37 protein-coding genes are annotated in these 25,291 nt (G+C 66.0%); 32 read left to right on the top strand and 5 right to left on the bottom strand.

Annotated features, from left to right (window positions below; translation table 11 throughout):
- The 6 genes from ACSQ9I_RS06155 to ACSQ9I_RS06130 are packed head-to-tail and all read left to right on the top strand — an operon-like array spanning window position 1 to window position 2,816.
- Window positions 1-426: a hypothetical protein gene (locus ACSQ9I_RS06155; protein ID WP_436312583.1), complete on the top strand. Its 426-nt coding sequence runs from the start codon at window positions 1-3 to the stop codon at window positions 424-426.
- Window positions 423-731, top strand: a complete 309-nt coding sequence (locus ACSQ9I_RS06150; protein WP_436312582.1) for a hypothetical protein — start codon at window positions 423-425, stop codon at window positions 729-731. Before ACSQ9I_RS06155 ends, ACSQ9I_RS06150 begins: the two co-directional genes overlap by 4 nt.
- Window positions 728-1,300: a lysozyme gene (locus ACSQ9I_RS06145; protein WP_436312581.1), complete on the top strand. Its 573-nt coding sequence runs from the start codon at window positions 728-730 to the stop codon at window positions 1,298-1,300. Before ACSQ9I_RS06150 ends, ACSQ9I_RS06145 begins: the two co-directional genes overlap by 4 nt.
- Window positions 1,297-1,851 (top strand): lysis system i-spanin subunit Rz, encoded by a 555-nt coding sequence (locus tag ACSQ9I_RS06140; protein WP_436312580.1) that lies wholly within the window; start codon window positions 1,297-1,299, stop codon window positions 1,849-1,851. The genes ACSQ9I_RS06145 and ACSQ9I_RS06140 overlap by 4 nt, the downstream gene beginning before the upstream one ends.
- Window positions 1,835-2,347, top strand: coding sequence for a phage tail protein (locus ACSQ9I_RS06135; protein ID WP_436312579.1), 513 nt, complete (start codon window positions 1,835-1,837; stop codon window positions 2,345-2,347). The genes ACSQ9I_RS06140 and ACSQ9I_RS06135 overlap by 17 nt, the downstream gene beginning before the upstream one ends.
- A gap of 10 nt (window positions 2,348-2,357) precedes the next feature.
- On the top strand, window positions 2,358-2,816 hold the full coding sequence (locus ACSQ9I_RS06130) for a phage virion morphogenesis protein (RefSeq protein WP_436312578.1): 459 nt from the start codon (window positions 2,358-2,360) through the stop codon (window positions 2,814-2,816).
- Window positions 2,817-2,864: 48 nt separating this feature from the next.
- On the opposite strand, the gene ACSQ9I_RS06125 is transcribed toward ACSQ9I_RS06130, so the two are convergent.
- Together ACSQ9I_RS06125 and ACSQ9I_RS06120 are read right to left on the bottom strand one after the other, a co-directional pair.
- Entirely contained in the window at window positions 2,865-3,161 is a 297-nt protein-coding gene (locus tag ACSQ9I_RS06125) for a hypothetical protein (RefSeq protein WP_436312577.1), read from the bottom strand.
- A 197-nt stretch (window positions 3,162-3,358) separates the two neighbouring features.
- Window positions 3,359-4,051 carry an EAL domain-containing protein gene (locus ACSQ9I_RS06120; protein ID WP_436312576.1) on the bottom strand — a complete coding sequence of 231 codons (693 nt, stop codon included), beginning with the start codon at window positions 4,049-4,051 and terminating at the stop codon, window positions 3,359-3,361.
- Between the two features lie 412 nt (window positions 4,052-4,463).
- Between ACSQ9I_RS06120 and ACSQ9I_RS06115 the strand changes: the two genes are divergently transcribed.
- The 13 genes from ACSQ9I_RS06115 to ACSQ9I_RS06055 all read left to right on the top strand — a co-directional run bounded on the left by ACSQ9I_RS06115 (window position 4,464) and on the right by ACSQ9I_RS06055 (window position 15,219).
- On the top strand, window positions 4,464-5,237 hold the full coding sequence (locus ACSQ9I_RS06115; protein WP_436312575.1) for a phage baseplate assembly protein V: 774 nt from the start codon (window positions 4,464-4,466) through the stop codon (window positions 5,235-5,237).
- 5 nt (window positions 5,238-5,242) lie between these two features.
- Window positions 5,243-5,596 (top strand): GPW/gp25 family protein, encoded by a 354-nt coding sequence (locus tag ACSQ9I_RS06110; RefSeq protein WP_436312574.1) that lies wholly within the window; start codon window positions 5,243-5,245, stop codon window positions 5,594-5,596.
- Entirely contained in the window at window positions 5,593-6,483 is an 891-nt protein-coding gene (locus ACSQ9I_RS06105) for a baseplate assembly protein (RefSeq protein WP_436312573.1), read from the top strand. The genes ACSQ9I_RS06110 and ACSQ9I_RS06105 overlap by 4 nt, the downstream gene beginning before the upstream one ends.
- Window positions 6,476-7,042 carry a phage tail protein I gene (locus ACSQ9I_RS06100; protein WP_436312572.1) on the top strand — a complete coding sequence of 189 codons (567 nt, stop codon included), beginning with the start codon at window positions 6,476-6,478 and terminating at the stop codon, window positions 7,040-7,042. The genes ACSQ9I_RS06105 and ACSQ9I_RS06100 overlap by 8 nt, the downstream gene beginning before the upstream one ends.
- Window positions 7,043-7,055: 13 nt before the next feature.
- Entirely contained in the window at window positions 7,056-8,132 is a 1,077-nt protein-coding gene (locus ACSQ9I_RS06095) for a hypothetical protein (protein ID WP_436312571.1), read from the top strand.
- 17 nt (window positions 8,133-8,149) lie between these two features.
- On the top strand, window positions 8,150-8,788 hold the full coding sequence (locus ACSQ9I_RS06090) for a hypothetical protein (RefSeq protein WP_436312570.1): 639 nt from the start codon (window positions 8,150-8,152) through the stop codon (window positions 8,786-8,788).
- Between the two features lie 69 nt (window positions 8,789-8,857).
- The gene (locus ACSQ9I_RS06085; protein ID WP_436312569.1) at window positions 8,858-10,036 is read left to right on the top strand and encodes a phage tail sheath protein; all 1,179 of its coding nucleotides are present in this window, start codon (window positions 8,858-8,860) and stop codon (window positions 10,034-10,036) included.
- A gap of 44 nt (window positions 10,037-10,080) precedes the next feature.
- Complete coding sequence (locus tag ACSQ9I_RS06080) at window positions 10,081-10,593, top strand: phage major tail tube protein (protein WP_436312568.1); 513 nt, start codon at window positions 10,081-10,083, stop codon at window positions 10,591-10,593.
- Between the two features lie 70 nt (window positions 10,594-10,663).
- Window positions 10,664-11,032 (top strand): phage tail assembly protein, encoded by a 369-nt coding sequence (locus ACSQ9I_RS06075; RefSeq protein ID WP_436312567.1) that lies wholly within the window; start codon window positions 10,664-10,666, stop codon window positions 11,030-11,032.
- Between the two features lie 8 nt (window positions 11,033-11,040).
- The gene (locus tag ACSQ9I_RS06070; RefSeq protein WP_436312566.1) at window positions 11,041-11,157 is read left to right on the top strand and encodes a GpE family phage tail protein; all 117 of its coding nucleotides are present in this window, start codon (window positions 11,041-11,043) and stop codon (window positions 11,155-11,157) included.
- Between the two features lie 66 nt (window positions 11,158-11,223).
- Window positions 11,224-13,734, top strand: a complete 2,511-nt coding sequence (locus ACSQ9I_RS06065; protein WP_436312565.1) for a phage tail tape measure protein — start codon at window positions 11,224-11,226, stop codon at window positions 13,732-13,734.
- Between the two features lie 25 nt (window positions 13,735-13,759).
- Complete coding sequence (locus ACSQ9I_RS06060; RefSeq protein ID WP_436312564.1) at window positions 13,760-14,176, top strand: phage tail protein; 417 nt, start codon at window positions 13,760-13,762, stop codon at window positions 14,174-14,176.
- Window positions 14,177-14,178: 2 nt separating this feature from the next.
- Complete coding sequence (locus tag ACSQ9I_RS06055; RefSeq protein WP_436312563.1) at window positions 14,179-15,219, top strand: phage late control D family protein; 1,041 nt, start codon at window positions 14,179-14,181, stop codon at window positions 15,217-15,219.
- 44 nt (window positions 15,220-15,263) lie between these two features.
- Here the strand turns inward: ACSQ9I_RS06055 and ACSQ9I_RS06050 are convergent, their stop codons facing one another.
- Both ACSQ9I_RS06050 and ACSQ9I_RS06045 read right to left on the bottom strand, forming a co-directional pair.
- Complete coding sequence (locus tag ACSQ9I_RS06050; protein ID WP_436312562.1) at window positions 15,264-15,926, bottom strand: hypothetical protein; 663 nt, start codon at window positions 15,924-15,926, stop codon at window positions 15,264-15,266.
- Window positions 15,927-15,957: 31 nt separating this feature from the next.
- The gene (locus tag ACSQ9I_RS06045) at window positions 15,958-16,446 is read right to left on the bottom strand and encodes a hypothetical protein (protein WP_436312561.1); all 489 of its coding nucleotides are present in this window, start codon (window positions 16,444-16,446) and stop codon (window positions 15,958-15,960) included.
- Window positions 16,447-16,615: 169 nt separating this feature from the next.
- On the opposite strand from ACSQ9I_RS06045, the gene ACSQ9I_RS06040 reads away from it, so the two are divergent.
- Complete coding sequence (locus tag ACSQ9I_RS06040) at window positions 16,616-17,992, top strand: hypothetical protein (RefSeq protein WP_436312560.1); 1,377 nt, start codon at window positions 16,616-16,618, stop codon at window positions 17,990-17,992.
- 179 nt (window positions 17,993-18,171) lie between these two features.
- On the opposite strand, the gene ACSQ9I_RS06035 is transcribed toward ACSQ9I_RS06040, so the two are convergent.
- The gene (locus ACSQ9I_RS06035) at window positions 18,172-18,516 is read right to left on the bottom strand and encodes a helix-turn-helix domain-containing protein (RefSeq protein WP_436312559.1); all 345 of its coding nucleotides are present in this window, start codon (window positions 18,514-18,516) and stop codon (window positions 18,172-18,174) included.
- A 76-nt stretch (window positions 18,517-18,592) separates the two neighbouring features.
- Between ACSQ9I_RS06035 and ACSQ9I_RS06030 the strand changes: the two genes are divergently transcribed.
- The 12 genes from ACSQ9I_RS06030 (at window position 18,593) to ACSQ9I_RS05975 (ending at window position 25,289) form a co-directional block, all read left to right on the top strand.
- Window positions 18,593-18,799: a hypothetical protein gene (locus tag ACSQ9I_RS06030; RefSeq protein WP_436312558.1), complete on the top strand. Its 207-nt coding sequence runs from the start codon at window positions 18,593-18,595 to the stop codon at window positions 18,797-18,799.
- A gap of 29 nt (window positions 18,800-18,828) precedes the next feature.
- A complete protein-coding gene (locus ACSQ9I_RS06025; protein ID WP_436312557.1) occupies window positions 18,829-19,029 on the top strand; it encodes a hypothetical protein in 201 nt (66 codons plus the stop codon).
- 50 nt (window positions 19,030-19,079) lie between these two features.
- Complete coding sequence (locus ACSQ9I_RS06020; protein WP_436312556.1) at window positions 19,080-19,283, top strand: hypothetical protein; 204 nt, start codon at window positions 19,080-19,082, stop codon at window positions 19,281-19,283.
- Window positions 19,280-19,603, top strand: coding sequence for an ogr/Delta-like zinc finger family protein (locus ACSQ9I_RS06015; RefSeq protein WP_436312555.1), 324 nt, complete (start codon window positions 19,280-19,282; stop codon window positions 19,601-19,603). The genes ACSQ9I_RS06020 and ACSQ9I_RS06015 overlap by 4 nt, the downstream gene beginning before the upstream one ends.
- A gap of 97 nt (window positions 19,604-19,700) precedes the next feature.
- Window positions 19,701-20,129 carry a hypothetical protein gene (locus tag ACSQ9I_RS06010; protein ID WP_436312554.1) on the top strand — a complete coding sequence of 143 codons (429 nt, stop codon included), beginning with the start codon at window positions 19,701-19,703 and terminating at the stop codon, window positions 20,127-20,129.
- 110 nt (window positions 20,130-20,239) lie between these two features.
- Complete coding sequence (locus tag ACSQ9I_RS06005) at window positions 20,240-20,560, top strand: hypothetical protein (RefSeq protein WP_436312553.1); 321 nt, start codon at window positions 20,240-20,242, stop codon at window positions 20,558-20,560.
- A gap of 5 nt (window positions 20,561-20,565) precedes the next feature.
- Window positions 20,566-23,430, top strand: a complete 2,865-nt coding sequence (locus ACSQ9I_RS06000; protein ID WP_436312552.1) for a toprim domain-containing protein — start codon at window positions 20,566-20,568, stop codon at window positions 23,428-23,430.
- 18 nt (window positions 23,431-23,448) lie between these two features.
- Window positions 23,449-23,655 (top strand): hypothetical protein, encoded by a 207-nt coding sequence (locus ACSQ9I_RS05995; RefSeq protein ID WP_436312551.1) that lies wholly within the window; start codon window positions 23,449-23,451, stop codon window positions 23,653-23,655.
- Between the two features lie 2 nt (window positions 23,656-23,657).
- Window positions 23,658-23,804: a hypothetical protein gene (locus ACSQ9I_RS05990; RefSeq protein WP_436312550.1), complete on the top strand. Its 147-nt coding sequence runs from the start codon at window positions 23,658-23,660 to the stop codon at window positions 23,802-23,804.
- On the top strand, window positions 23,801-24,007 hold the full coding sequence (locus ACSQ9I_RS05985; RefSeq protein ID WP_436312549.1) for a hypothetical protein: 207 nt from the start codon (window positions 23,801-23,803) through the stop codon (window positions 24,005-24,007). The genes ACSQ9I_RS05990 and ACSQ9I_RS05985 overlap by 4 nt, the downstream gene beginning before the upstream one ends.
- A gap of 294 nt (window positions 24,008-24,301) precedes the next feature.
- On the top strand, window positions 24,302-24,577 hold the full coding sequence (locus tag ACSQ9I_RS05980; RefSeq protein WP_436312548.1) for a hypothetical protein: 276 nt from the start codon (window positions 24,302-24,304) through the stop codon (window positions 24,575-24,577).
- A complete protein-coding gene (locus ACSQ9I_RS05975) occupies window positions 24,567-25,289 on the top strand; it encodes a hypothetical protein (RefSeq protein ID WP_436312547.1) in 723 nt (240 codons plus the stop codon). The genes ACSQ9I_RS05980 and ACSQ9I_RS05975 overlap by 11 nt, the downstream gene beginning before the upstream one ends.
- Window positions 25,290-25,291 lie beyond the last annotated feature (2 nt).

The raw sequence follows: 25,291 nt of genomic DNA, 5'->3' as shown, positions 1-25,291 counted from the left end.
ATGCAGGACTGGCTCAAAAAACTCTTCGCCGAACCTCAGACGCTGGGGATCATCGTCACCAGCGCGGCTGTCGGCCTCTTCGCCGGCCTGGCGCAGGGTGTCGTCGAGAAGCGGCACGGCGGCTGGGGCGGATTCCTGCGTGCCGTCCTCACCGGCATTGCGGTTGCCGTGATCGTCGGGCTCGGCATTGAAGGATTCGTGGCCTCCGAGACCTTGCGTCTTGCCATCGTCGGCGGGTGCGCAGTCGTCAGCGAGGACATCTGGATGGGCCTGCGCACGCTGGGAGGCACCATGCGGCGCGATCCCTTCGGCTTCCTCGTGCGCGTGCTGGATGCGATTCGCGGCCGCGACTACTCGGCGCGCAGAAGCGGTGGTGCCGGCATTACCGATCCCGCGCCGCTGCACGACGAGAAGGGCAAGCCATGACGATGTGGATCGTTGCGGTGCTGCTGGGCTTGGCAGCCGTCATGCAGCTCGCCGTGCACGGGGCGCCGGACATCCATGACGCGCCGCTGAAGGAGAAGGCACGCCGGGTCAAGGTCGCTGGGCTGTCGCTGCTGTGCGGGTATTTGAGCTGGGCAGCGTATCTCGGGCACACGCTGCACCCCTGGTTGCTGCTCGGCCTCGTGCTTTCGGTCCTCGCGGAGGTGGGCTTCGCCATCAATCGGCTGTTCCCCTCCGAGAACAACGGGCTGCGCGGTCGCCGAGGCGCTGACGAAGGCCACACATGAGCAAACAGCACATGGGGCCGGACGGCCACGAGGTCGCCCACTACTTCGAGCAGTGCAAGCTGCGCGCCTACCCCGATCCCGGCTCGCCCCTCTTCGCCGCGCTGCGCAGCGCCGGCATCGACCCCTACAGCCTGGCTGCCGTGCCGCCTGCACTCGCGCACCTGAGCGGCAGGCCATGGACGATCGGCTGGGGTGACACCGGGCCGGACGTGGTGCCCGGCCTCGTGATCGACCAGGCCGAAGCGGATCGCCGCTACGCGCGGTGCATGGCTGGCGAGTTCGAGCCGGCAGTGCGCTCAGCCGTCGGGGTGCAGCTCAGCCAGCGGGAATTCGACGCCCTGGTATCGATCTTCTACAACTGCGGCGCCGAGGCGATGCGCGATTCAACGCTCGTGCGCGTGCTCAATCGTGGCAACCGCGCCGCGGCGGAGGCCGAGTTTCCGCGCTGGAACAAGTCCGGCGGCCTGGTGCGCAAGGGCCTGCAGCGCCGGCGCGAGGCCGAGCGGCTGCTCTTTCTCGGCTGCGATCCGAAGTCCGCCATCGCCGCGGCCCTGGCCAAGTTCCCATGACGTGGCTGCTCAAGGCCCTGCCGTTTCTCGCCGCGGTCGCGCTCGGCGTCACCTGGACCGCGGTGGCCTATCAGTTTGGAGGCGCTGCGCGCGAAGACGCGGTCCGCCTCGAATGGCAGACCGAACGCACGGCGAATGCGCGCGCGGTAGCCAACGCGATCGAGCGCACCCTCGACGCGCAGCGAAGCCTCGGCGACGTACTCGCCGCGCGCGACCAACAACACCGAAAGGAAATTGAACATGTCACGTCTGAACGCGATCGGCTTGCTGAGCAGCTGCGCACTGGCACTGTGCGGGTGTCAGTCCCTGCCCTCGCCCGATCTCGCGCCTGCCCGGCCGCCGGCGCTGCAGATCCCGCCCCTGCCGGCGCAGCTGGTGAAGCGCGAGCCGAACTTGACCCAGCGTTTGCGACAGCTGTGGCACGAATCACCAGCGACGGCGACAGATCAATCGTCGACCTCAATGCCTGCATCGACCGCTACAACGATGTCCGCGCCCGCAGCAACGCCTTGACCTCACCGACATGGACCGACGATGCTCAAGCCCCATAGTCTGCGTGCGCACCTCACAGCTGCCACGCCTGAGCTTCGCAACGATCCGGACAAGCTGACGATCTTCATCACCGATGGCCGCATCGTGGCCGCCGGTGCCGGGTCGATCTCTTTCGAGTACCGCTACAAGCTGAAGCTCGTGGTCCTCGACTACGCAAGCCACGCCGACGCAATCATGGTGCCGCTGCTTGCCTGGCTGCGCACCCAGCAGATCGAGATCTTCGAGAACACCGATCTGCGCGAGCGCAGCATCCGCTTCGAGGCCGAATACCTGAACAAGGAAACGCTCGACCTGTCGATCGAGGTCGATCTCACCGAACGGGTCATCGTCGCACCAGGCACCGACCCAAGCTCGAAGGAAACGACGCGGCGCTACGACGTGACGCATGCCGCGGAGCCGCCGCACGTCGGCACCGTCGAGGACGCAGAGCACTGGGAAGTCTGGCTAGATGGCAAGCCGCTGGCCGAGTGGGATTTCGTGCCGCAGCAGTACTGAGGTCGTTGACGTGGCCGACGATCTCTCCGCGCTCGAAACTTGGGCAGCGCCGCTGCTGGCGGCCCTCACGCCAGCCAAGCGCCGCGCGTTGGCGCGCCGCATCGGGCAGGCGCTGCGGCGCGGGCAGGCCGCACGCATCGCGGCGCAGAAGAACCCTGACGGCAGCGCCTACGAGCCGCGCAAGGTCACGAAGGCTCGCTCGCAGAAGGGCAGCATCCGCCGCACCATGTTTGAGAAGCTGCGTGCAGCACGGCATCTCAGGGTTCAGGCTGGCGATGACGGCGTGGCAGTGGGATTCCTCGGTCGCACGGCTCGCATCGCGCGCGTGCACCACCTCGGCCTGCGCGACGAAGTTGAACCTGGTGGGCCGCAGTACGACTACACGGCGCGCCAGCTGCTCGGCCTGACGGACGCCGAGCGCGAGCAGGTCAAGGACCTGCTGCTGCAACACCTCGGTGGGGCACCATGACCGCTCAAAGCCTGCTTCACAGCTAAAGCTTGGTGCTCCGAGCTCGCCTTAGAGGCCGTGAACGATGAACAGCTCATTCGACCCGTTCATCGGCGTCCGCACTGTCAGCGTCGCCTCCCCGACCTTGTCGAAATGGTATTTGCGGCCGTTGATGACCACCGATTTCGTGTTGGTCCAGACGCGGTATTCATGCCCGCCCGCCACGGGCGCCACCTGCAGTACGCGGAACACCGGCGGAATGACCACCGTGAGCCTGAGGGTGGCCGATGCGATGCTTGCCGTCGATGTTGGCTGTGCGACGCAGACCATCGGCAGGAGAAGCAATCCGCAGATGAAGGTTCTCATTGGACTTTATGAGAAGGGATCAGGCTCGGGTCGGCCGGTGGACAACAACGACGCCAAAGATGAACTGTGCGCTCAAAGCGCCGTACCTGTTAATCGCCAGTGCGCCGAACAGTGAACGATGTCGCATCCGAGGCGATTTCAAGCGTAGGAGGCCGCCGCGCTCCCAAGGTCTCAAAGCGCTCCAGCGTTATCTACGTCTACCAATTCACCATGGGCAATGCCTCGATAGTGGGCCTTGCGAAGAAGTAGCCTTGGTACAGAACGATGCCCAGTTCCCGCAGGACATGAACCTCCTCAGCTGCTTCCACGCCTTCGGCAATCACCTTGATATCGAGTTCCTCACAGATGGCGACAAACCCCTTCACGATGGCCCGACGGACACGATCGGTGTGAATATTGCGCACCAAGTGCATGTCGATCTTGATGATTTCGGGCTGGAAGCCCGCAAAGAGTTCGAAGCCGGCAAAACCGGCGCCGAAGTCATCAATGGCCGAGGTGAATCCGTACTGCTTATAGGTCTTGAAAACCGAGACCAGACGAGGAATGTCTTCGGTGCGCTCGGCTTCGGTAATCTCGAAGATCAATCGATCAACCGGAAAATTGCAGCGCTCGGCAACCTCCATGGCCTTTCGGAAGCACTCCTCGTGGCCGCATACGTCGCTGGGGAGCACGTTGAGGCTGAGCTTCGACCGCATACCCAGCGTGGCGGCCTGCTCGATCGCCTTGGCGCGACATGCCTGATCAAAGGCGAAGCGCTCTTCAGGTTCGATCCGCGCGAAAACCGCCGCCGCACCTTCACCCTGAGTGCCGCGCACCAGTGCCTCGTGCGCAAAAATTTCCCTGCGCGCCACATCCACGATGGGCTGAAATGCCATCGTGAAGTCCGTCATAGGCCCGAGATCCGGCATGTTCACGTCAACGCAATGGCGTGCCGGAGATGGCGTCGATCAACTCGGCGGATCGCTTCATACCTTCCATAGACTTGATGAGAACCGGCGCTGGCTCTTCGAGGGGCTGAGAGCACCCGACCGGCGCCCAACACCAGGAATCCCCCGGCGAAGTAGACAGACAGATCCACGAGGCCCTCCAACGTCATCAAAAAACGTAAGCAAGTTTTGCACATAAGGCAACGGATACTTGTCAGTCAAAGCCGACGTGTCTCTTCTCGCCGACGGATGACTCGATCTCCGCCACGCAGCGCTCGATTAGCAACAAAGACTTAAGTCACAGCAGCTACGACTCTCGAAAATCCAGCACCCTTAAGAATCCGGTTTTAGAACGCCGATCTAGAACCGCCATCGCGTGCTTCGCGCGCGCATGCTGGGCACCATCGACGGCATGTCTGGAAAGACCCCGTCGCCCGTCGAACTGCTGCGCCTTATCGAGAACCTCGTGCGCGCTGGCACCGTCATGGCAGTGGACCATGGCGCCCACCTGTGCAGGGTGAAGTCGGGCGGCAACGAAACCAACTGGCTGCCATGGTTTGCACGCCGCGCAGGCGATGTGCGGCACTGGTCGCCACCCTTCGTCGGCGAGCAGTGCATGGTGCTCTCGCCCGGTGGCGACATGGCCTCGGGCTTCGTGCTCGTGGGCCTGTACAGCGACAGCATGCGGGCCAACGGCAGCAGCGGCGACGTGGAACGGACCACGTTCCCGGATGGCGCCGTCTTCGAATACGACCACGTCGCGCACGCCCTCAAGGTCACCCTGCCCGGCGGCGGCACCGCCGACATCACCGTGCCCGATTCGATCACGGTGAAGTGCAAGACCGCCGATGTGACGGCCAGCGAAAGTGCCAAGGTGCATTCGCAGGAGATCACCCTGAACGCGCCGAGGACCGTCGCCACAGGCGAGATGGTCGTGCAGGGCCTGCTCACCTGGCAGGCCGGCATGGTGGGCTCCGGCGTCGGCCCCAGCGGCAAGGGTGCGCAGGTCAACTGCAACATGGCGTTCATCGACGGCCACGGCATCACCACGGACGGCGGCGACATTGTGGCCGGCGACATCAGCCTACAGCGGCACAGAACGGCTGACGTTGTCGCCGGTGGCGACATCAGCGGAGGCCCTGTGTCATGAGTGGGATGAGCCGCAGCACCGGCAAGCCGCTCGACGCCATCGAGCACTTGCGCCAGAGCATCGCCGACATTCTCGGCACGCCACTGGGCAGCCGCGTCATGCGCCGCGACTACGGAAGCCTCTGGCCCGAGCTGATTGACCACCCGGACAACGGCGCCACCCGCGTGCGCCTGTACGCGGCGACGGCCGGCGCGCTCATGAAGTGGGAGCCTCGGCTGCGGCTGTCGCGCATTCGGATTTTCAGCGGCGAGCGGCCAGGCCAGGTCGTGCTCGACCTCGAAGGCATCTATACGCCGCCCGGCCAGCGCCGCAGCGTGCTCGGTCTGCGCGTGCCGCTTCAGATGGGCGCGGCCGCATGAGCATGGATCTGACCCTGCTGCCGGCGCCGGTCGTGATCGAGGTGCTCGACTACGAGACGATCTATCAGCAGCGGCTCGCGAAATTCCAGGAGCTCTATCCGGACTTCACGCTCGTGCTGGAGTCCGATCCGGCGATCAAGCTGCTGGAGGTCATGGCCTGGCAGGAGCTGCTGATGCGCCAGCGCATCAACGATGCGGCCAAGGCCAGCATGCTTGCCTATGCGGTTGGCACCGACCTCGACAACCTCGCTGCCAACCTGGACGTGGAGCGGCTGGTGGTCACCCCGGCCGATCCGAGCGCGATCCCGCCCGCCGAGGCCGTCTACGAAAGCGACGACAGGCTGCGCGAACGCGCGCAGGCGGCGCTGGAAGGCATCACCACAGCCGGCCCCCGCGAGAGCTATCGCTTTCACGCGATGACGGCGAGCGCACACGTGGCCGACGCCAGGATCGACAGCCCGGATCCGGGCAGCGGCCAGGTCCGGGTCACGGTCCTTGCCGACAACGCGAGTGGCATCGCCGACGAGGCCCTGCTCAATACCGTGCGCAACGCCTTGAGCGCCGAAGACGTCCGCCCGCTGTGCGACCTGGTCACCGTGCAAGCCGCGCAGATGATCGAGACGGACATCGTCGCCGTGCTGCACCGCAAGAGCGGCCCGGCCGGCGATATCGCTGCCGCGGCAGCGCGCACCGCGCTCGGTGCGTGGCTCGTGAAGGTTCGCCGGCTCGCCGCCGGCCTCCCGCGCTCGGGCATTGATGCCGCGCTGCACCAGCCCGGCATTGACCGCGTGGTCCTGACCTCCCCCGCAGCCGACATCCTGTGCGACGCAACGCAATGCGCACGGGTGACGGGCATCACGATCACCGAAGAGGTGGTCCATGACTGATGCACAGCTGCTGCCGCCCAACCGCAGCGCGCTGGAATCTGCACTGGCGGCGGTGTCGACGCTCGCCCTGGACACCGACGGCCTGCGCCACCTGTGGAGCGCCCGGGATTGCCTGGCCGAGGCGCTGCCCTGGCTCTCCTGGGCACTGACCGTCGAAGGCTGGAGCGATGCCCGCAGCGAGGAGGCGCGCCGCGCGGTCATCCTCGACAGCATCAACATCCATCGCCGCAAGGGCACCCCGTGGGCGATCCGTGCCCTGATCCGCGCGCTCGGCTTCGGCGAGGTTTTCATCATCGAGCGCGTCGGCGGCATCACCCGCAACGGCTTCGCATCGCACAACGGCGAGTACCCGAGGGCGCCGATCTCCTCGACCTGGGCGACCTACAAGGTGGTGTTCGATCGCCCCATCACGAACCACCAGGCCGAGCGCATCCGCTCGCTTCTTCCATCCGTCGCGCCGGCGCGCTGCCACCTCGTGGGCCTGCGCTACGCGGCGGTCGCAAACAGCCACAACGGCGCGACGCGCCGCGATGGCGCCTTCAACCGCGGTAGCGCGTAGCACTGAAACCTTCATGGCAAACCTCACTGAAACCGGCCTCTGGGAAGACGGCATCTACCAATGGGAAGAGGATGACCCCGTCCTCGGCGGTCCCACGGGCATCGACAACGTGCCGACAAGGCAGCTCGCGAACCGCACGCTCTTCCAGCGCATTCGCAACGTGAGCACCTGGGTGGCCGCCTACGACTACCCCGAGCACGCCTACGTGCAGCATGGCGGCCAGACATGGAAGAGCATCGCGGCCAGCACCGGCGTGGCGCCCGGCACCGACCCGACGAAGTGGGTGCGCTGGGCCCACACAGCAGCGGAGCTCGCGGAGCTGCTCGGTGACTCCGTCGAAGCGCACGAAGCGAAGGCCGATCCGCACCCCGCATACGCCTTCCGCAGCGGCTTCGCCGCGGTGCCTGCCGCGTACGTGGGCCATGTCATCACGGTCACCACGCCGCACCTGCGGCAGATGATCTGGAACGGGACCGCCTATGTGCGCGCGCCGTGGCACCAACCGGGCATGGTGCTGTACAGCTACGACAACCCGGCGAGCATTCCGGGCCACCTGCCCGTGCGCGCGGACGTGAGCTACAGCCAGGCCAACTATCCGGACCTGGTGGCCCGGCTGGGCCTCTCCGGCGAAGGAACCTTCGCGCTGGTCGAGCTGCGCGGCGAATTCATCCGCTGCCTGGACAACGGGCGCGGCGTGGACGCGGGTCGTGCGCTGCGCTCGTGGGTTGCCGGCGACAACCAGTCGCACACCCACGCCACCAACAACGCGACCCACAGCCACGTTGTGAACGATTCCGGCCACGCGCACACCGGCTGGACCGACGCGCAGGGCTATCACGCTCACACGCTTTCAAACAACGGATGGACGGGTGGCAGGAACAACTATGCGGGCACCCCGGGCGACACGGACGTCGGCAGCGCAGTGGCTCAAACGACCGATCCCGCCGGCAACCACGCCCACAACGTCGGCATCAGCGTCTCAGGCACGGGCATCACGCTATCCGCCAGTGCGACGGGCCTCGCGATCGTCGCCAGCGGCTCCGAGGCTCGCCCGCGCAGCATCGCCTTTCCGGCATGGCTCTCCTACTGAACCCGAAGCCGCACCTCATGACCAAGATCATCTATCTGCTCGACGCCGCCACCGGCGTGTTCATGGGCGAATCCTTGCACCCGCTCGATCCCGTCGAAACGGAGCGCGCCGGCGAGCCGGTGTACGCGCTGCTCAATCCGCTGCTGGCCGTGGAGGATGCACCGCCTAACACGCCTGCCGGCATGCGCGCCGTCAGGTCGAACGGCGCATGGACGCTGGAAGCGGTCCCCGAGATCCCGGAAGCTGAGGTTCCGGACCCAGAGCTGCCGCCCGTCCCCGAGCCGTCCGACCCGCCCCAGCCGACATTTGAAGAGCGCGTGGAGGCACTGCGCACGGAAGTGCAGGCGTACATGGACGCCATGGCGCGGTCGCTGGGATACGACGACATCAAGACCGCAGTGACCTACGCGGAAGAGCCCGCCGTGGCGAAGTTTCAGCTCGAAGGCAAAGCATTCCGGGCCTGGCGCTCGCTCGTGTGGGAGGCCTGCTACGCCCTGCTGGCCCAGGTACAGGCGGGCGAAGCCGAAGAACCCAGCAAGGAAGCGCTCATCGGCCTCCTGCCGCCGCTCGAAGGCTTGCCGGATCCCGCGCCGCCCGCCCCACCCGCGCCACCTGCGCCGCCACAGCCGGACGAACCGATCGAGCAACCCGAATGAACCGGCCCCCGTCCGCCTACTGACCACGCACGCCCACTCAGCAATTCGAACCCTTCATAGGAAAAACCCATGGCCCTCACCGACTACCACCACGGCGTTCGCGTCCTCGAGATCAACGAGGGCACGCGACCGATCCGCGTCATCAACACGTCAATCATCGGTCTGGTGGCCACGGCGCCCGACGCCGACGCCATCGCCTTCCCGCTCAACACGCCCGTGCTGGTGACCAACGTGTACAGCGCCCTGGCCAAGGCCGGCACCGGCGGCACCCTGGCCAAGACGCTGCAGGCCATTGCCGACCAGGCGCGGCCGATCACCGTGGTCGTGCGCGTGGAGCTCGGCGCGGACGAAGCTGCGACCACCACCAACGTGATCGGCACCGTGCTGCCGAGCGGCCAGAAGACCGGCATGAAGGCGCTGCTTGCCGCGCAGGCGAAGCTCGGCATCAAGCCGCGCATCCTGGGCGCACCAGGCCTCGACACGCAACCGGTGGCCGCCGCCTTCGCCACGCTCGCCCAGGACCTGCGCGCCTTCGCCTACGTCAGCGCCTGGGGATGCGACACGATCGAAGAAGCCACCGCCTACCGCGACCAGTTCGGCGCCCGCGAGCTGATGGTCATCTATCCCGACTTCCTTGCCTGGGACAGCGTTGCCAACGCCAACGCCGCGGCCCCGGCCGTCGCCCGCGCGCTCGGCCTGCGCTCGAAGATCGACACCGAGATCGGCTGGCACAAGACCCTCTCGAACGTGGCCGTGAACGGCGTCACCGGCATCAGCCGCGACATCTTCTGGGATCTGCAGAACCCCAACACGGATGCCGGCGTGCTCAACGCGGGCGACGTGACGACCCTCATCAACAGCAGCGGTTACCGCTTCTGGGGTTCGCGCACCTGCAGCGACGATCCGCTGTTCGCCTTCGAGTCGGCCACCCGCACCGCGCAGGTGCTGGCCGACACCATGGCCGAGGCGCACATGTGGGCCGTCGACAAGCCGCTGCACCCGAGCATCGTCAAGGACATCCTCGAGGGCGTGAACGCCAAGTTCCGCTACCTGAAGACCGCCGGCTACATCCTCGACGGCAGCGCCTGGTACGACGAGGAGATCAACCAGGCCGACACGCTCAAGGACGGCAAGCTGGTCATCGACTACGACTACACGCCCCTGCCGCCGATTGAAGACCTGACCTTCCGTCAGCGCATCACCGACCGCTACTACGCCGACTTCGCCACGCGCGTGGCTGCGTCCTGAACGGCTGGCCGATTCATCCCCCGATCAACTGAGGAACGCTACCCATGTCCCTGCCCCGCAAACTCAAGAATTTCATTCTCTTCAATGACGGCAACGGCTACCTCGGCGAGGTGCCCGAGGCCTCGCCGCCGAAGCTCACCCGCAAGATGGAGGAATACCGCGCCGGCGGCATGAACGGCCCGATCCAGCTCGATCACGGCATGGAGGCGCTGGAGATGGAATGGACTGCCGCCGGCTACATGCGCAGCCTCTTCTCGCAGTGGGGCGCGCCGACGCACGACGGCGTGCTGCTGCGCTTCGCCGGCGCACTGCAGGCCGACGACGCGGCCCTCGCCACGCCCGTCGAGATCGTCGTGCGCGGCCGCCATCAGGAGATCGACTTCGGTACCGCCAAGGCCGGCGAGAACACCGAGATCAAGGTCAAGTCCGCGCTCAGCTACTACAAGCTCACGATGGACGGCTCGGTGCTGATCGAGATCGATTTTGTCAATCTGATCGAGATCGTCGACGGCGTCGATCGCTTGGCGCAGACGCGCCTGGCGCTCGGCTTGCTCTGATTCCCTTTGACCTTCCCCGGGTCGACCGCGCGCGGCCGGCCCCCCCTCTCTCGTACGAACCAGCTCGACCATGAACGCTCAAGACGAAGCCCTCCCCACCTCCGCCCCCCAGCTGCTCGACAGCTCCACCGACGCGGCCGCGGCATTTCAGCCTAGCGAAGTGAAGCTCGACACGCCGGTCGTGCGCGGCGGCCAGACCATTCCCAGCGTGATCGTGCGGAAGCCCCGCTCCGGCGAGCTGCGCGGCGTCTCTCTCGTCGCGCTGCTGCAGATGGACGTGGTGGCACTCCAGACCGTGCTGCCGCGCATCACCGTGCCGACGCTGACGAAGCCTGAGGTCAGCGCGCTCGAACCTTCCGACCTGCTGCAGCTCGGCACCGAGGTGAGCAATTTTTTGCTTCCGAAGGCGGACCGGGCGCCGGAATCCCCGACCGCGTAGAGGACGCGATGGCCGACCTCGCCTTCGTCTTCCACTGGGCACCGGCCCAGCTGGAGGACTTGAGCGTCGGCGAACTGATGGAGTGGCGCGAGCGCGCCCGCGAACGCCATGAGCCTCCGAAGTAGCCCCCGAAGTAAGCCCCTTTTGCACCATGCGCCACGTCCCGCTGCCGATCTTCTCCAGAGGCCCCGATGTCGGGCAGCTCTGACCTGCGCCTGCAGGTCATCCTGCAGGCCATCGACAAGGCCACCGGCCCGTTCAAGCGCGTCACCGACAGCAGCAGCAAGACCGCGCGGGCGCTGCGGGATGCCCGCGACGAGCTGAAGGAACTCAACGCCCAGCAGAAAGCTGTGGGCGAGTTCCGCGAGCTGCGCACCGGCCTCAAGGACACCACCGCGAAGCTCTCCGACGCGCAGGCGCGCGTGCACCGGCTCGCCCAGACCATTGGCCAGGTCGGGCCGCCCACGAAGGCCATGGCGCGGGACTTCGCCGCGGCCAAGCGCGAGGCGGCGGCGCTGTCCGAGCAGCATCAGCGCCAGAGTGCCCGCGTACAGGCCCTGCGCGACAAGCTCACGGCCGCCGGCATCAGCGCGAGCAGCCTGGGCGCGCACGAGCGACGGCTGCGCACCGACATCGAGGCGACGACACGCAGCGTGGTCGAGCAGACCGAGAAGCTCAAGGCACAGGGCGCCCAGCAGCGGCGCCTCGCCGAGATGCGCTCGCGCCACGCCAAGGCGATGCTGCACACCGGCATCGCGGCCGGTAGCGGGCTCGCCATGCAGGCGGTTGGCTCCCGGGCCGTGCGCGGCGTCCTGGCGCCCTCCTCCGCGTTTTCGGCGCACGAGGACGCGATGCTCGGTGTTGCGCGCCAGGTGCCAGGAGCGCGCAACGAGCTCGGCAAGCTGACGCCCGTCTACCGCGCGATCGAGGCACAGGTGCGCGAACTGAGCGGCCAGATCCCGATCGCCACCACGAACATCTCGGAGATGGTCACGGCCGCCGCCCGGATGGAAGTGCCAACCGCCGAGCTCAAGGAATTCACGCGGCTGGCGGCCATGATGGCAACGGCCTTCGATGCAGTGCCGGACGAGATCACCGAATCGATGGGCAAGGTGGCCAAGAACTTCAAGATCCCGATCACGCAGATCGAAGGCCTCGCCGACGCCATCAACTACCTCGACGACAACGCGATCAGCAAGGGCGCCGACATCATCAGCGTCCTGAATCGCACCTCGGGCGTGGTGTCCACCACCGGGATGTCAGCCCGCGATGCCGCCGCGCTCGGCTCCACGCTGCTCACGCTGGGCGAGCGCGCCGAGACCGCGGGCACCGCTACCAACTCCATCGTGCAGAAGCTCGCGGCAGCCACCAAGGGCACGAAGAAGTTTCATGCGGCGGTGGCCGAGATCGGGCTGACCACGGAAGGCATCCAGAAGGGCATGTCGACGGACGCCACCGGCACGCTGCTGAAGGTGATCGACGCGGTGCGCAAGCTCCCCAAGGACAAGCAGATCGGCGTGATGGTCGAACTGGTCGGCCTGGAGCACTCGGACTCGCTGGCCAAGCTGGTCGACAAGCCTGAAGAGTTCCGCCGGCAGCTCGAGCTGGCGAACGGCGCGCAGGCGGGCGGTTCGATGCGTCGCGAGTTCTCGGCGCGCACCGGCACCCAGTCGGCGCAGTGGCAGATGATGCAGAACCGCATCTTCAATCTCAGCGCCGTCCTCGGGGAGTCGCTGGCACCGGTGCTCGCCGACCTGATGCAGACCGTCAGCCCGCTCGTCGAACGGTTCACCAGGTGGGTACAGCAGAACCCCGCGCTTGTCGGCGGCCTCATGAAGTTCGCGCTCTATGCATCGGCCCTGGTCGCGGCGCTCGGCGCCATCCTGCTGCCGGTCGCCCTGATCGTCGGGAAGATGCTGCTCATGCGCTTCCTCTTCGCGCGCCTGGCGACGGTGATCGCGCCCTTCGCTGGCCCCATCCTGGGCGCCCTGGCCACCGGACTTCGGCTGGCCGGCTCCGCCATCCTGTTCGTCGGGCGGGCGCTGCTCATAAACCCCATCGGACTGCTCATCACGGGCATCGCTGTGGCGGCTTTCCTGATCTACAAGTATTGGGGGCCGATCACTGCCTTCTTCTCGCAGCTCTGGGACAAGGTCAGGCTCACTTTCAATACCGCCCTGGCGTGGGTCACAGGCCTGGCGACGTCGTTCTACAACGCCGGCGCGGACATCGTCCGCGGCATGGCCAACGGCATCACGGCCGGGCTCGGCGCGGTGCGCGATGCGATCACCAACGCCGCCGGCGCCGCGCTCGGCTGGTTCAAGGAAAAGCTCGGCATCCACAGCCCGAGCCGCGTCTTCATGGAGGCCGGGGGCGAGATCAGCAACGGCGCCGCGCTCGGCATCGCGAGCCGCCAGGGCTACGTGCGCCAGGCGGCGCTTGGCGTGGCTGCTGCAGCCGCTTCCGCACTGCCGCTCGCGACCGCCGGTGCCGGCACCATGCCGCGGATCGACAGTCGGCCGCCGATCAGCGCCAGCCCAGGCCAGCCCACGGCGATCGGCGGCGACACGATCACGATCAACATTCACCCGTCGCCCGGCATGGACCCGCGGGCCATCGCGCGCGCCGTATCCGCCGAGCTGGACCGCCGGCAACGGGCCAAGGGCGCAGCCAGCCGGTCCTCGCTGTACGACATCGATTGAGCGACATCAAGCGGAGAACCTCGACATGATGATGGCCTTCGGGCAGTTCGTTTTTAGCCTGCCCACCCTCGCCTATCAGGATCTGCAGCGGCAGACCAGCTGGCGACACGCCAGCAACAGCCGCATCGGTGCACGGCCGAGCCGACAGTTCGTGGGGCCGGGCGACGACACCTTCAACCTCTCGGGCCTGCTCGCGCCCGAGCTGACCGGCAGCACCGCCGCCCTGGATGAGCTGCGCGAGATGGCGAATGCGGGCGCTGCATGGCCGCTGGTGGACGGCAATGGCATCGTCTACGGCCAGTTCGTCATCGAGAGCCTCAATGAGACGAAGACGCTGTTCATGCAGGACGGCACGGCGCGTCGTATCGAGTTTCAGCTGCAGCTCGCACGTGTGGACGATGACCGCACCGACGCGATCGGCGACGACCAAGAGGCGGCCTGATCGTGGCGACCGGAGACCAGCGTCCGGCGCACCCAGCGCCCACCTACCGCCTGAAGATCGGGGACCGTGACATCACGCCCGCAGTCGACGCGCGCCTCATCAGCCTGACCCTGACCGAGTGCCGCGGCGAGGAGGCAGACCAGCTCGACATTTCGCTGACCGATCACGATGGCGCCCTTGAGATTCCCGGCAAGGGCCGGGAGCTGCAACTCGCGATTGGCTGGGGCGGTACCGACCTGGTCGACAAGGGCACGTTCATCGTCGACGAGGCCGAGCACAGCGGCACGCCCGACCAGGTCACCATTCGCGCGCGCAGCGCCGAGATGCGGCAGGCGCTGCGCACGCGCGTCGAGCGAAGCTTTCACGGCACCACGCTGGGCGAGATCCTGCGGCAGATCGCCATGCGGCATCGGCTGACGGCGCGGGTGGATGCGGCGCTCGGCGCACGCCAGATCCAGCATATCGACCAGACGAACGAGAGCGACCTCAACTTTGTCACGCGTCTGGCCAGGCTGCACGATGCCGTGGCCACGATCAAGCACGAGCGGCTCCTGTTCTTGCCCATCATGGGCACCACCACCTCAACCGGCGAGAGCCTGCCGGTGGTGGAAATCACTCGGGCGGATGGCGACAACCATCGCTACCACACGAGCGACCGCGACGCCTACAGCGGCGTGCGCGCCTACTGGCACGACCCGAAGCAGGCGAAGCGCCGCGGCGTACTGATCGGGCGCAGCGGCAATGCAAAGCGGCTGAAAGAGAGCTTCGCCAACGAGGCCGATGCACGCGCGGCCGCGCAAGCGGAATGGCGACGCATCCAGCGAGGTGCGGCGACCTTCGAGCTGACGTTGGCGCTCGGGCAGCCGATGCTTGCGCCGCAGTCGCCTGTCCGCGTGCGCGGATGGAAGCCGCAGATCGACGACACCGAGTGGCTGACCATCAAGGTGTGCCACAGCATGGCATCGGATGGCGGGTTCACGACGCGCGTCGAGTTGGAGACGGCTGGCGGAGCCGCCGAAGAGCCGATTGCGATTCAGGAATAGCCCAGGCAGCAGTGGCCTGAAAGACCTCTCTCGGCAATACTGGTCTATCGCATGGGTTTGGAATAGATAGTGACGAAGGCCTTTTGCCTTGCCTCCTCTGCGCTCACATCCTCGCCCAGCAGCCGCCTACACAAGAGTACCGCGCGCTCGGCTGCGTGCCACTTTTCATTCACAAAATCGTAGGCATTGTCCGGGTGCATTGGTGGCATGTCACGTTCCGGCGGATCGAGCGTATCGATGATCACCTTGATGGCCGAGGTCAGCTCCGCGAAGGGCTGCACCAGCTCCGAGCGCGGAAAGTCGAACAAGTGATAACGCTGGGCGCGTTGCAGGCTATTCCTTAGCGCATTGAGCAGCACGTCGCGCGTGGGTAGAAAGCCGTCGTAGCTGGAGGCGGCCATCATGATCGTGTACTCCATCTCACTCAGCTCTACGAGCAGCGCCTGCAGCCGCGTCCGCTCGATGTCGAGTAATTCCTGCCTGCGTATGCGCTCCTGGCGCCGCTGCTGAAACACAGAGATGAGGACAGCGGCGAAGATCGCAGCGATGGAGCCCACCGCCTGCACCCAAGCGGGCGCGTCGACGCGGTCGAGCCAGGCCCCGATGGCGGCCCAGCCTGGATAGATAGCCAGCGCGAGGCCCCCGAATAGGGAGGTCAACACAACCATGCCGACCACAGCGCCAGTGGTGCCCAGTTCGTCCCTCATTGAGCCATTCCCCGGTTTTTTCGGCAACTCCTTATCCACGCGACTGCCCCGTCGCTCTGGCCGTGCGCGAGATGTTGCCCGCGAAGGTCGCGCAGCAGATCGAAGTGAAGCCCTGAAGGATTTCCTTTGGCGAGGGCGAGGGAAACTTCACTGTCGACGCCTTTTCCAAGTAGTGCATCAACGGAAGCAGGGCCTGCGCGTCGATTCGGTAGTCGACCTGATGACTCAGCTTGTTGCGCACGGCATTGAGGTGTTTGATGGCCGGAATGCAATCAAACTGCTCGGGCAAGCCGATGTTGCTCAGCAGCGCCACCTGCTGAGCAAAGCTCGGCCGCGCAGCATCCCAGTCGAGGCCCGGGTAGTGCGTCTTCAGAAACTCGTTCATGTAGTGCTCGATGATGAGATGGCACGACAAGAAATAGCCTAGCAACGCATGGTCGATCTTCTCGACGCGCTTCCACCTGACATCGCCCGCGTGGACGCCGGCCAGCAGGGGCGGCAACTTGAGTTCCTCTTCCATGGTCTACGCCCTCGTTCTAGATCGGTGCGGAACATGTGCCGCCCCTTCACCGTTTATACGTGCTGTCGCTGGTGGGGCGTGCAGGCCGCACTCAGGGCGCTACATTCCGGCATCACGTGCCGTCGCATGGCGGTTTGCCCTGCGGGCTTTTACACGAGGACATGACCCTATGGAGCTGGACGGACGCCTTCGAGACAAATTGACGGGGACGCTGCGCACCCTGCTGCCCACACTCGGGCTGGCCGAGACTGGGCGCCTCGACGTGCGGACTGCCTTTGATATTGACAAACAGTTCTCTGCGGCTCTGCGCGGAGCGCCCAACGCGCTGAAGGCGCAGATCGACAATTATCTGGGCGAACGACCGCTAATGCCCCTGTTGCTGGGCATGCTGACAGAGGATCTGCGGGCGATAGCCACGACTGAAAAGATCGGCAAGACACGGCTGTGCGAATTGGATCAGTACAAGGACGTCGAAAGCCTTGCGACGCGCTTCGTGGACATGCTGGCAGCAATGCCGCGTGAGTATCTGGTGTCTATCGATCTGCCGCAAAGCCTAACTCGCGAGCTGTATCGAAGCAGCGCCGAGCCCATCATCGGACGCCAACTAGCGGTGCTCGGCACATGGCATGAGAAGGTCGTGGGCTTTCCAGATCGGCCCATCGAAGCTCCATCGGCGCAGCCCCCACGATTGGGGTTGCTCGGTGCCGCATGGCCGCCAACGCAGCAACCAGAAGTGTCGTCCGAACTCTTTGATCGCGCGCCGCCCGAAGGGACCAAGAGCTTCCTATACGTGAAGCTCAAGGGGTACATCGATTCCTACTACCCAGCGCAGCCCCTCGACCGCTTTACCACGCTGTTTAAGGCGTTCGTCGGCTTGGGCCTGGGCATCGAGCTTCTCGAGGCCGGCTGGGATGCTCTCACCTTAGGGCCCGTGAAGATGACCATGTTCGAGCGCAGCGCGAAGGGCTTCACAGCGCTGCCGGATGACACCGTCGATGACAGCGCGGGGGATCTTTTCCGCCGCATTCGTTTGCATGCAAGGGGCAGACGCCGTGTCGTGCAGAAACTGCGCAGCATCGTCCATATCTTGGACATGGACGAGGGCGCGCCGCAGCTGATGCTCGCGGGGCGATGGCTCTTTGACAGCCGAGCCAATCGCGACGCCGTGATGGGCTTCATGCAATTGGCCATCTGTGCCGAAGTCCTGCTCGGCACGGAAGACGGTGGCGAGGGCGTAATAGGCATGCTTGCCGCACGCTGCGCCTACCTAATCGCTAGCAGCGCTAAGGAGCGTGAATCTCTCGCTGCGGAGTTCAAGAACATTTACAAGGTGCGCTCGAAGATCGTGCACCGCGGGCTAGGCGCATTCAAGGAGAACGAGCGCGGACAATACCAACGGCTGCGCACCATATGCAACCGCATTCTTCAAAAAGAGATGGAACTAGCCCTTGCGGACGGTCCCGCGCAACAAGAAGCGGCGCAACAAGTGAAAGCGCTTCGTGAAGGGGCTGCGGTGCTGACGGAAGTACAGCGCAAGAAACTCTAAGCTGCATAGGCCCATAGGCCGGCCCGCTAACTTGCCCCCAGAACGCCCTGCATTAGAGGCGTGCGAAAACACTCGCCGCGGCCCGAGCGCCTCGAGCGATTCGTTGAAGGAAATCTTCCTGTCTGGAGTGGACCAGCCCTTGCGCCAGCCAAAGCAGGACGCGCGTCCACCCAGAGAGCTCACGCCGCCTTCTGTTGCGCGAGCGAAGAAAGTACCCTCCGGGCGGCGGCCCTCCCTTCGTCGTCGGCGTGGTTGTAGTTGTCTACCAACGCAGCCTGTTCAGGAGTGAGAGATTCCGCCGCTCGAGGCGTTCGTTGCCCGGTTAGCACGTAGAGCACGTCCACGCCTTTTGCAGCAGCCACCGCCAAGAAATCCGCCTTAGGCGCAGATACGCCGCGCTCCCAATCCTGCTCGGCGCGCAGCGACGCCTCACCAAGTTTGGCGAACGCATCCTGAGACAAGTTCAGCCTCTCCCGTTCTTCTCTGAGACGGGCGCCGATTGATACGCGAATTTCTTCTTCCATTCCTCTTGCAATAAGCAGATTTCTGCTCTACCATGCGCCCCAGTGTGCATTTTTCTGTTTCACAAGCATAGCCGCCATGAAGCCCGCTTCGAAGATTTCGCGTCGCGCACCTAACGGCGCTGTCAGCAACAAGCCGATCGCTCTTCGCCTTTTGCCTGCGGAACTCGAGCAGGTCAAGAAGGTCGCCGCGCGCGAACAGCGCTCTCTTGCCTCCGTCGCTCGCCTGGCGCTCTTGCGCGGCCTCGCAGACTGCGAGCGCACGAAGAAGCCGCTTGCGGCTTGATCCGTCACGTTCCTCTCTCCGGAAAGACCATGACCTACCCCGACCCCAAGCGAGTGCGCAGCAACCGGCTCACCCTGCGCCTGGACGACTACGAGCACGGCCTGGTGCTTGCCCTGGCGAACTACCAGGGCGAGCAGCTCTCGACGCTGCTGCGCGAGCTGGTGATGCGGGAGGCGCAGCAGGTTGTGGCGTTGACTCATGAACCGAGTTTGGACCGCCGGGCGGCTTGAACGAAGGCCGCAACGAGCAGCACAAGAGCGCAAAAACGTCAGCCGAAAAGATGCCCGAGCACACCATCACACTGACCGACGCGGACTGCACGCTGATCGAGCGCGTGCAGCAGCAGCGCGGTCTGCCATCGCTCGAGGCCGCAGCCGAATGGCTGGTGAAGGCGCGACTGCGCCGCGCCGCGCGCACATCTACGGGGCGCGGTCGCGCGCTCTACCTTGTCGACCGGCAGGTCGCGCCGGTGGTGCCGCAATGAGACTGCGCTGCCCTCACTGCTCGCACCTGGGCACGATCGTGGCCCTGAAGGTGCTGTCCCCGACCGTCTCGCATCACTACGTGAGGTGCGGCAATTTCGAGTGCGGCCACACCTGGCGTGCGTCCACTGAGGCCGACCTGACGCTGTCGCCTTCTTCGACGCCCGATCCGACGGTGGTCCTGCCGCTGTCGTCGCACATTCGGCGCGACGTGCTCGCCCATCAGATCCGCTCGGGCGACTCGGTCGAGCACAAGCCGATGCTGACGCCCCCGACCACGCGGGACCTCTTCGCGCCCGCGGTGCCTGACGGCCCCTCATAGCCGCCAGAGCGCTCCGCTCCCTTTCCTTTTCACCCCCCACCCTGCGGTGCCTGTTCGGAGGCACTGCGGGATGTGCTCACCCCGGAGGTTCCTGACCATGAAGAAAGCCGCCCCCCAACCCGCCACGCTCTTCGAGGCCTGCATGCAGCAGGAGCAGTCCCGCCATGCCCGGCGCATCAAGGAGATCAAGAGCATGGAGGCCCGGCTGGCGATGCTGGACGCCTACATGCCCGCCATCCGCGCCGCAGGCTTGACCCTGTGGCTGCGGGACCTGGAATCCAACTATGGCGACAAGGCCCTGCGGCTGACCTGCGGGATCTTCTGCTCTCTGAACCACCAGCGGCTGCTCGACCTGCTCTTGGGCCAGGGTTTCAATGAGGTGGAGCGAAACGAACACGGCAGCTTCTCTTCGGTCGTCGTCGGCAAGGGCCGACTGCGGTTGCACATCAACGTCGACAAGCCACTTGAGCTCGCGATTCCCGCGCCCGACTCGTCGCCTGCCGCGGCAGTAGGAGTTCCCGCGTGATCGCGCCGCGCGCCTTCGCCCTCCTTGGCCTGGCCTTGGCGACCTCTGCATTCGCCGCGGCATGCGCGCTCGCCGCCGCCGGCCTCACCGTCTTGTTTCCCGTCTGAGCCATGTCCCTCTCCCGCATCCCACCGCGCCTGTTCTTCCCCAGCGGCAACCACTGGCAGGCCCACGGCCAGGGCGTTTATCACAGGCCGCATGGCGATCCCACTCCGGTGCCGGGCCCGTCGATCGACGTGTACTCCTACTTCAACAGGGACAGGAGCCAGGCGCCCCATGTCCTGCTCTGTGCATCGACGGCGCCCGTCGACGGCTTCTATCACCTCACGCCCACCGATGCCCGCGCCTTTGCCGCGAACCTGATCCATGCAGCCAACACGGCCGAGACCGTGCGCTCTGCGCTTGACGCCCAGACCCAGCGAGGCCGTTGAGCAGGATGCCCGATCTTCTCGATGAAATCGCCGAGAGCCTGAAGCGCGACTACGACTTCAAGGTTTCGCCGGATGGCAAGTTCCTGCGACGAGGCATCTGCCCCAGCTGCGGCAAGAAGTCCATGTGGACCTATGCCGCCAGCCCGTGGGTGGTGAAGTGCGAGCGATCGAACAACTGCGGCCGTGAGGCACATGCCAAGGAGCTGTACCCCGACCTGTTCGAGAGCTGGAGCGAGCGCTTCCAGCAGCCAGAGCTGGCCAAGCCCGCGGCCGAGCAGAACCCGCATGCCGCGGCGGAGGCCTATCTGCGGATCGGCCGCGGCTTCGACCTCGAGCTGATCAAGGGCACGTTCACCCAGGAGAGCTACTTCGACCCGCGCGCCGACCAGGGGCGCGGTGCAGGTAGCGCGACCGTGCGCTTTCAGCTCACCGACACGTGGTGGGAACGCATCATCGACAAGCCCCACCGCTTCGGAAAGAAGAAGGCGAACTTCAAGGCCGGCGGCACCTACGCGGGCACCTGGTGGTCGCTCCCCACGCTGTCGTTCGAGGCGCCGGCCAACGCCACGCCCGAGACCGTTCTCTCGGAGGCGCTGCAGAAGGCCATGCGCGCCGCCGGCACCGGCAACCCGGACCGCCTGGCGAAGCAGCCGCCGCCGGCGGAGCTCTGGCTCGTCGAGGGCATCTTCGACGCCATCGCGCTCGCGCACCACGACGTTGCCGCCGTCGCGCTGCTGAGCTGCAACAACTACCCCGAGAAGGCCCTCGCGAGCCTTAAGGCGCAGATTGATGCCCAAGACGGTGCCGTCGACATGCCCGTGCTGGTGTGGGCGCTCGATGGCGACGCCGCCGGCCGCGACTTCACGCTCAAGCATGTGCGCCGCGCGCGCGAGGCTGGGTGGACCTGCGAGGCCGCCCAGATCCCGCAGAAGCCTCTGGGCAAGACCGATTGGAACGACGCCCACCAGCTCGCCCGGTTGGATGAAGGGCATCTCAAGGAATACCGCTACCAGGGCGCCCTGCTGCTGGCCGCCACCCCGCAGGAAAAGGCCCTGCTGATCTATGGCCACACCAGCAAGACCGACTTCGATTTCGACCACCGCAACCGGCTGTACTGGTTCAAGCTGGATCTCGATCGCTTCGCTAAGGCCGAGGACCGCATCCGCGAGGCCATTGCGGAGGGCCACACAAAGCCCATGTCCGACGAGGACCTGCGCACGCAGGCGCTCAAGGAATCGGGCGTCCTGCAGCCGATCGCGAACTGCAAGCCGCAGGCGCTGTACTACCAGCGCCACGAGATCACCGGCGACGCCTGGTACTACTTCCGGATCTCGTTCCCCCACGACGGGCCCGACATCAAGGGCACCTTCACCGCCGGCCAGCTGACCACCAGCAGCGAGTTCAAGAAGCAGCTGCTGCACATGGCCGCGGGCGCGATCTACAGCGGAAGCAGCGCGCAGCTCGAAACCATGATGCAGCGCCAGCTGGACAACATCAAGATCGTCCAGACCGTCGACTTCATCGGCTACAGCGCAACTCACGGCGCCTACATCCTCGGCAAGGTCGCGGTGCGCGAAGGCCAGATCCACGAGGCCAACAAAGAGGACTATTTCGAGTTCAACAAGCTCTCGATCAAGTCGCTCCAGAAGTCGATCCAGCTGCAGATCAACACCGACCGCGAGAGCTACGAACGCGGCTGGCAGCAGCACCTGTGGCGGGCCTTCGGCGCGAAGGGCTACATCGCGCTCGCGTACTGGTTCGGCAGCCTCTTCGCCGAGCAGGTGCGCGCCGAGCAGCAGAGCTTTCCCTTCCTCGAGATCGTCGGCGAGCCGGGGTCGGGCAAGACCACGCTGATCCAGTTCCTGTGGAAGCTCTTCGGGCGCGACTACGAGGGCTTCGATCCCTCGAAGTCCACCGCCGCCGGGCGGCTGCGCACCTTCACCCAGGTGAGCAACCTGCCGATCGTGCTGATCGAGTCCGACCGCGAGACCAAGAGCGGCGGCCAGGCGCACGTGAAGTCCTTCGACTGGGATGAGCTGAAGGACGCCTACAACGGCAACAGCATCCGCACCACCGGCGTGAAGACCGGCGGCAATGAGACCTACGACCCGCCCTTTCGCGCGTCGATCGTCATCAGCCAGAACAACCAGGTGCAGGCCTCGCAGGCGATCATGGAGCGGATCTGCCACATGACCTTCGACACCCGGGGGTTCACGCCGGCGAGCTACGAGAGCGCCAAGGCCCTCGAGAAGATCGAGATCGAACAGGTGAGCGGCTTCATCCTGGCCGCGCTGCGCCGCGAAGCCGAGGTGATGCAGACCATCACCGGCGCGCACGACGAATACATTCGCTTTCTGCTCGCCCAAGAGGGTGTCCACAAGCCCCGGATCGCCAAGAACCACGCGCAGCTGCTCGCCATGGCCGCCGCCATGCGCAGCGTGGTCAAGCTGACCGACGAGCAGTTCGACCAGGTACAGGCACAGATCGTCGCCATGGCTCGTGAGCGCCAGCAGTCGATCAATGCCGACCACCCGCTGGTGCACGAGTTCTGGGAGGCCTTCGACTACCTCGACGCCCTCGGCTACACGAACGTCCGAGGCGAGCACTTCGACCGGCCACTGCTCAACCACAGCCGCGATGACAAGCAGATCGCTGTCAACCTCAACGAGTTCGTCGAGAAGGCGGCCCTCCACCGCCAGCAGATCCCGCTGCTGACCGACCTCAAGAAGGTGCTGCGCACCAGCAAATCCCGCCGCTTCCTGGACGTCAAGTCCGTGAGCAGCGCCATCCGCACCCGCGAGGACGCGGGCACCGAGGTGCCGAAGACCGTGCACTGCTGGGTGTTCGAGCGCCCGCGGCGTGCCTCCTGACCCGTGGAGCCCACTCCCATGCACATCACCGTTTCGCGGCCCTTCCGCTGCCACTACCGGCACGCCGTGCCCGGCCAGGCGCCCGTCGCCTTGTTCATCCAGCTGCGGGCACGCGATGCCGAGGCGGCTCGCCGGCTCGCCGAGGCCGCCGTGGGCCGGCTGGTCGACCGCGTCGAGCCCGCGCCCTTCCCCTTTTCCACCACCAGCCCTGCAAAGGAGGTTTGACCATGCACGCATTCACGGTGCAGGTGATCGACGCCGTCGGCGTTTTCCATCGATACATCCAGCTCGCGGCGTCGCGCGCTGCGGCCGAAGACATCGCTTTCGATCGCTTCGGCCTGGTCCGGCTACTCAGCGTGCGGAGGGCGGCATGAGCGGCCCGAGCATCGTCTTTCCGTCGCGCGGCATCTACGACAAGAAGTTCCACTACCGGAACTCGGCCCAGACCGACATCAAGAAGACCTTCCAGCGCGCGAAGCGCCAGCAGGCGCAGGCCGAGCGCCGTGCCGCACGCGGGCAGCAAAGCCTTGAGCTGGACACCAACGTGCTGCCCTTGTTCGCCCGAGGTGCGAAGTGATCGGCGTCGATCGCGCGCGGCCGGGCACGGAGCGCATGGTGGTCGTGCGTCGCTCGCCCCCCTGCACTGGGCATGCAGTGCCGCTGGTCAAGCCGCTCGGCACCACCTTCCGCGCTTGCGAGCTGTGCTCGCATTCGGTGGCGTGCGCCGAGCGCCTGATGTGCGGTCGGGCCGCCGGGCAGCAGGCTGGGCCGCCGGAACCGTTGGAGGTCGCACGCGCAGCACACGGCAGCTGCGGGCCCAATGCCCGGCATCTCGACATGCCGGGCTGGCACTGAGCGCCAGGAAGCCGCCATGGCCCACGCGATCGAGCCCACCGACCAGCAGCTGCGCGACGCCTGCGCGCGCATGGCGCGGCGCTTCCGCTGGACCGACAGCTTCGAGACGGTGATGCAGGACGCCTGCCGCAGCCGCCTGGTGCGCATCGCGGTCAGCCATCCGAGCGCCGCCGGCCTTGTGCCCGCCTTCGCGCCCCGCCAGCCTGCGCGGCGCCCGCTACCGCCGCCCCTTCTGGGCCTGCCCCTCTTTGACCGAAAGCGCGCCGCCGCCGGCGAGCGCGATGACGAATGATTTTTTAACCAGCAGCACAACAATGACAACTGCCCTCTTCCAACCTGCGCGCAGCAGCGGCACAACCGCCACGAGCAAGGCGCTCATCCTCGCCCTGACGGGCTATCCCAACGTCGGCAAAGACACCGTGGCGAGCGTATTGGCACCGAAGCATGGCTTCCGCAGCATCGCCTTCGCCGACGCGCTGCGCCGCGAGGTGGCCGAGGCCTGGCACATCGACCAGCGCATGCTCACCGACCGCCCGACGAAGGAGTGGCCGGTCCCGGCGCTCGCTGCCGGCATGTGCAACGTGCCGGGCTTCCTGCACTGGTGCGTCGACGGAGGCGACAGCCTGTTCGAACCGCGCAGCCCGCGCTGGGCCCTGCAACGCTGGGCAACCTATCAGCGCCGCTTTGACCCGGAGTACTACGCCCGAATCGTCGAGCGCTGGATCATCCGCCATGTCGGGTCGGGCTGGACGCGCGTCGTGATCACCGACCTGCGCGACCCCGTCGAGGAAACGGTGCTCCGACGCCTGGGCGCCAAGGTCGTGCGCGTGCATCGTCACGAGGTGGCGCCGCTGCCAGCGGATACCGCTTCGCATGTGAGCGAGCAGCATCACCGCATCAAGGCCGACGCCGACATCGTCAATGACGGCAGCCTCGAAGCGCTTGCGGAAGCCACGCTGCGCTGCGTCGCCGAGCTGACCCTAGCAGTGGGGTCGGTGCAATGAGC

Source organism: Variovorax sp. LjRoot84, assembly GCF_964254305.1.
GTDB lineage: Bacteria > Pseudomonadota > Gammaproteobacteria > Burkholderiales > Burkholderiaceae_C > Variovorax.
Note: the sequence above shows the minus strand (reverse complement) of the source record. Positions and strands in the feature narration are given on the sequence as shown.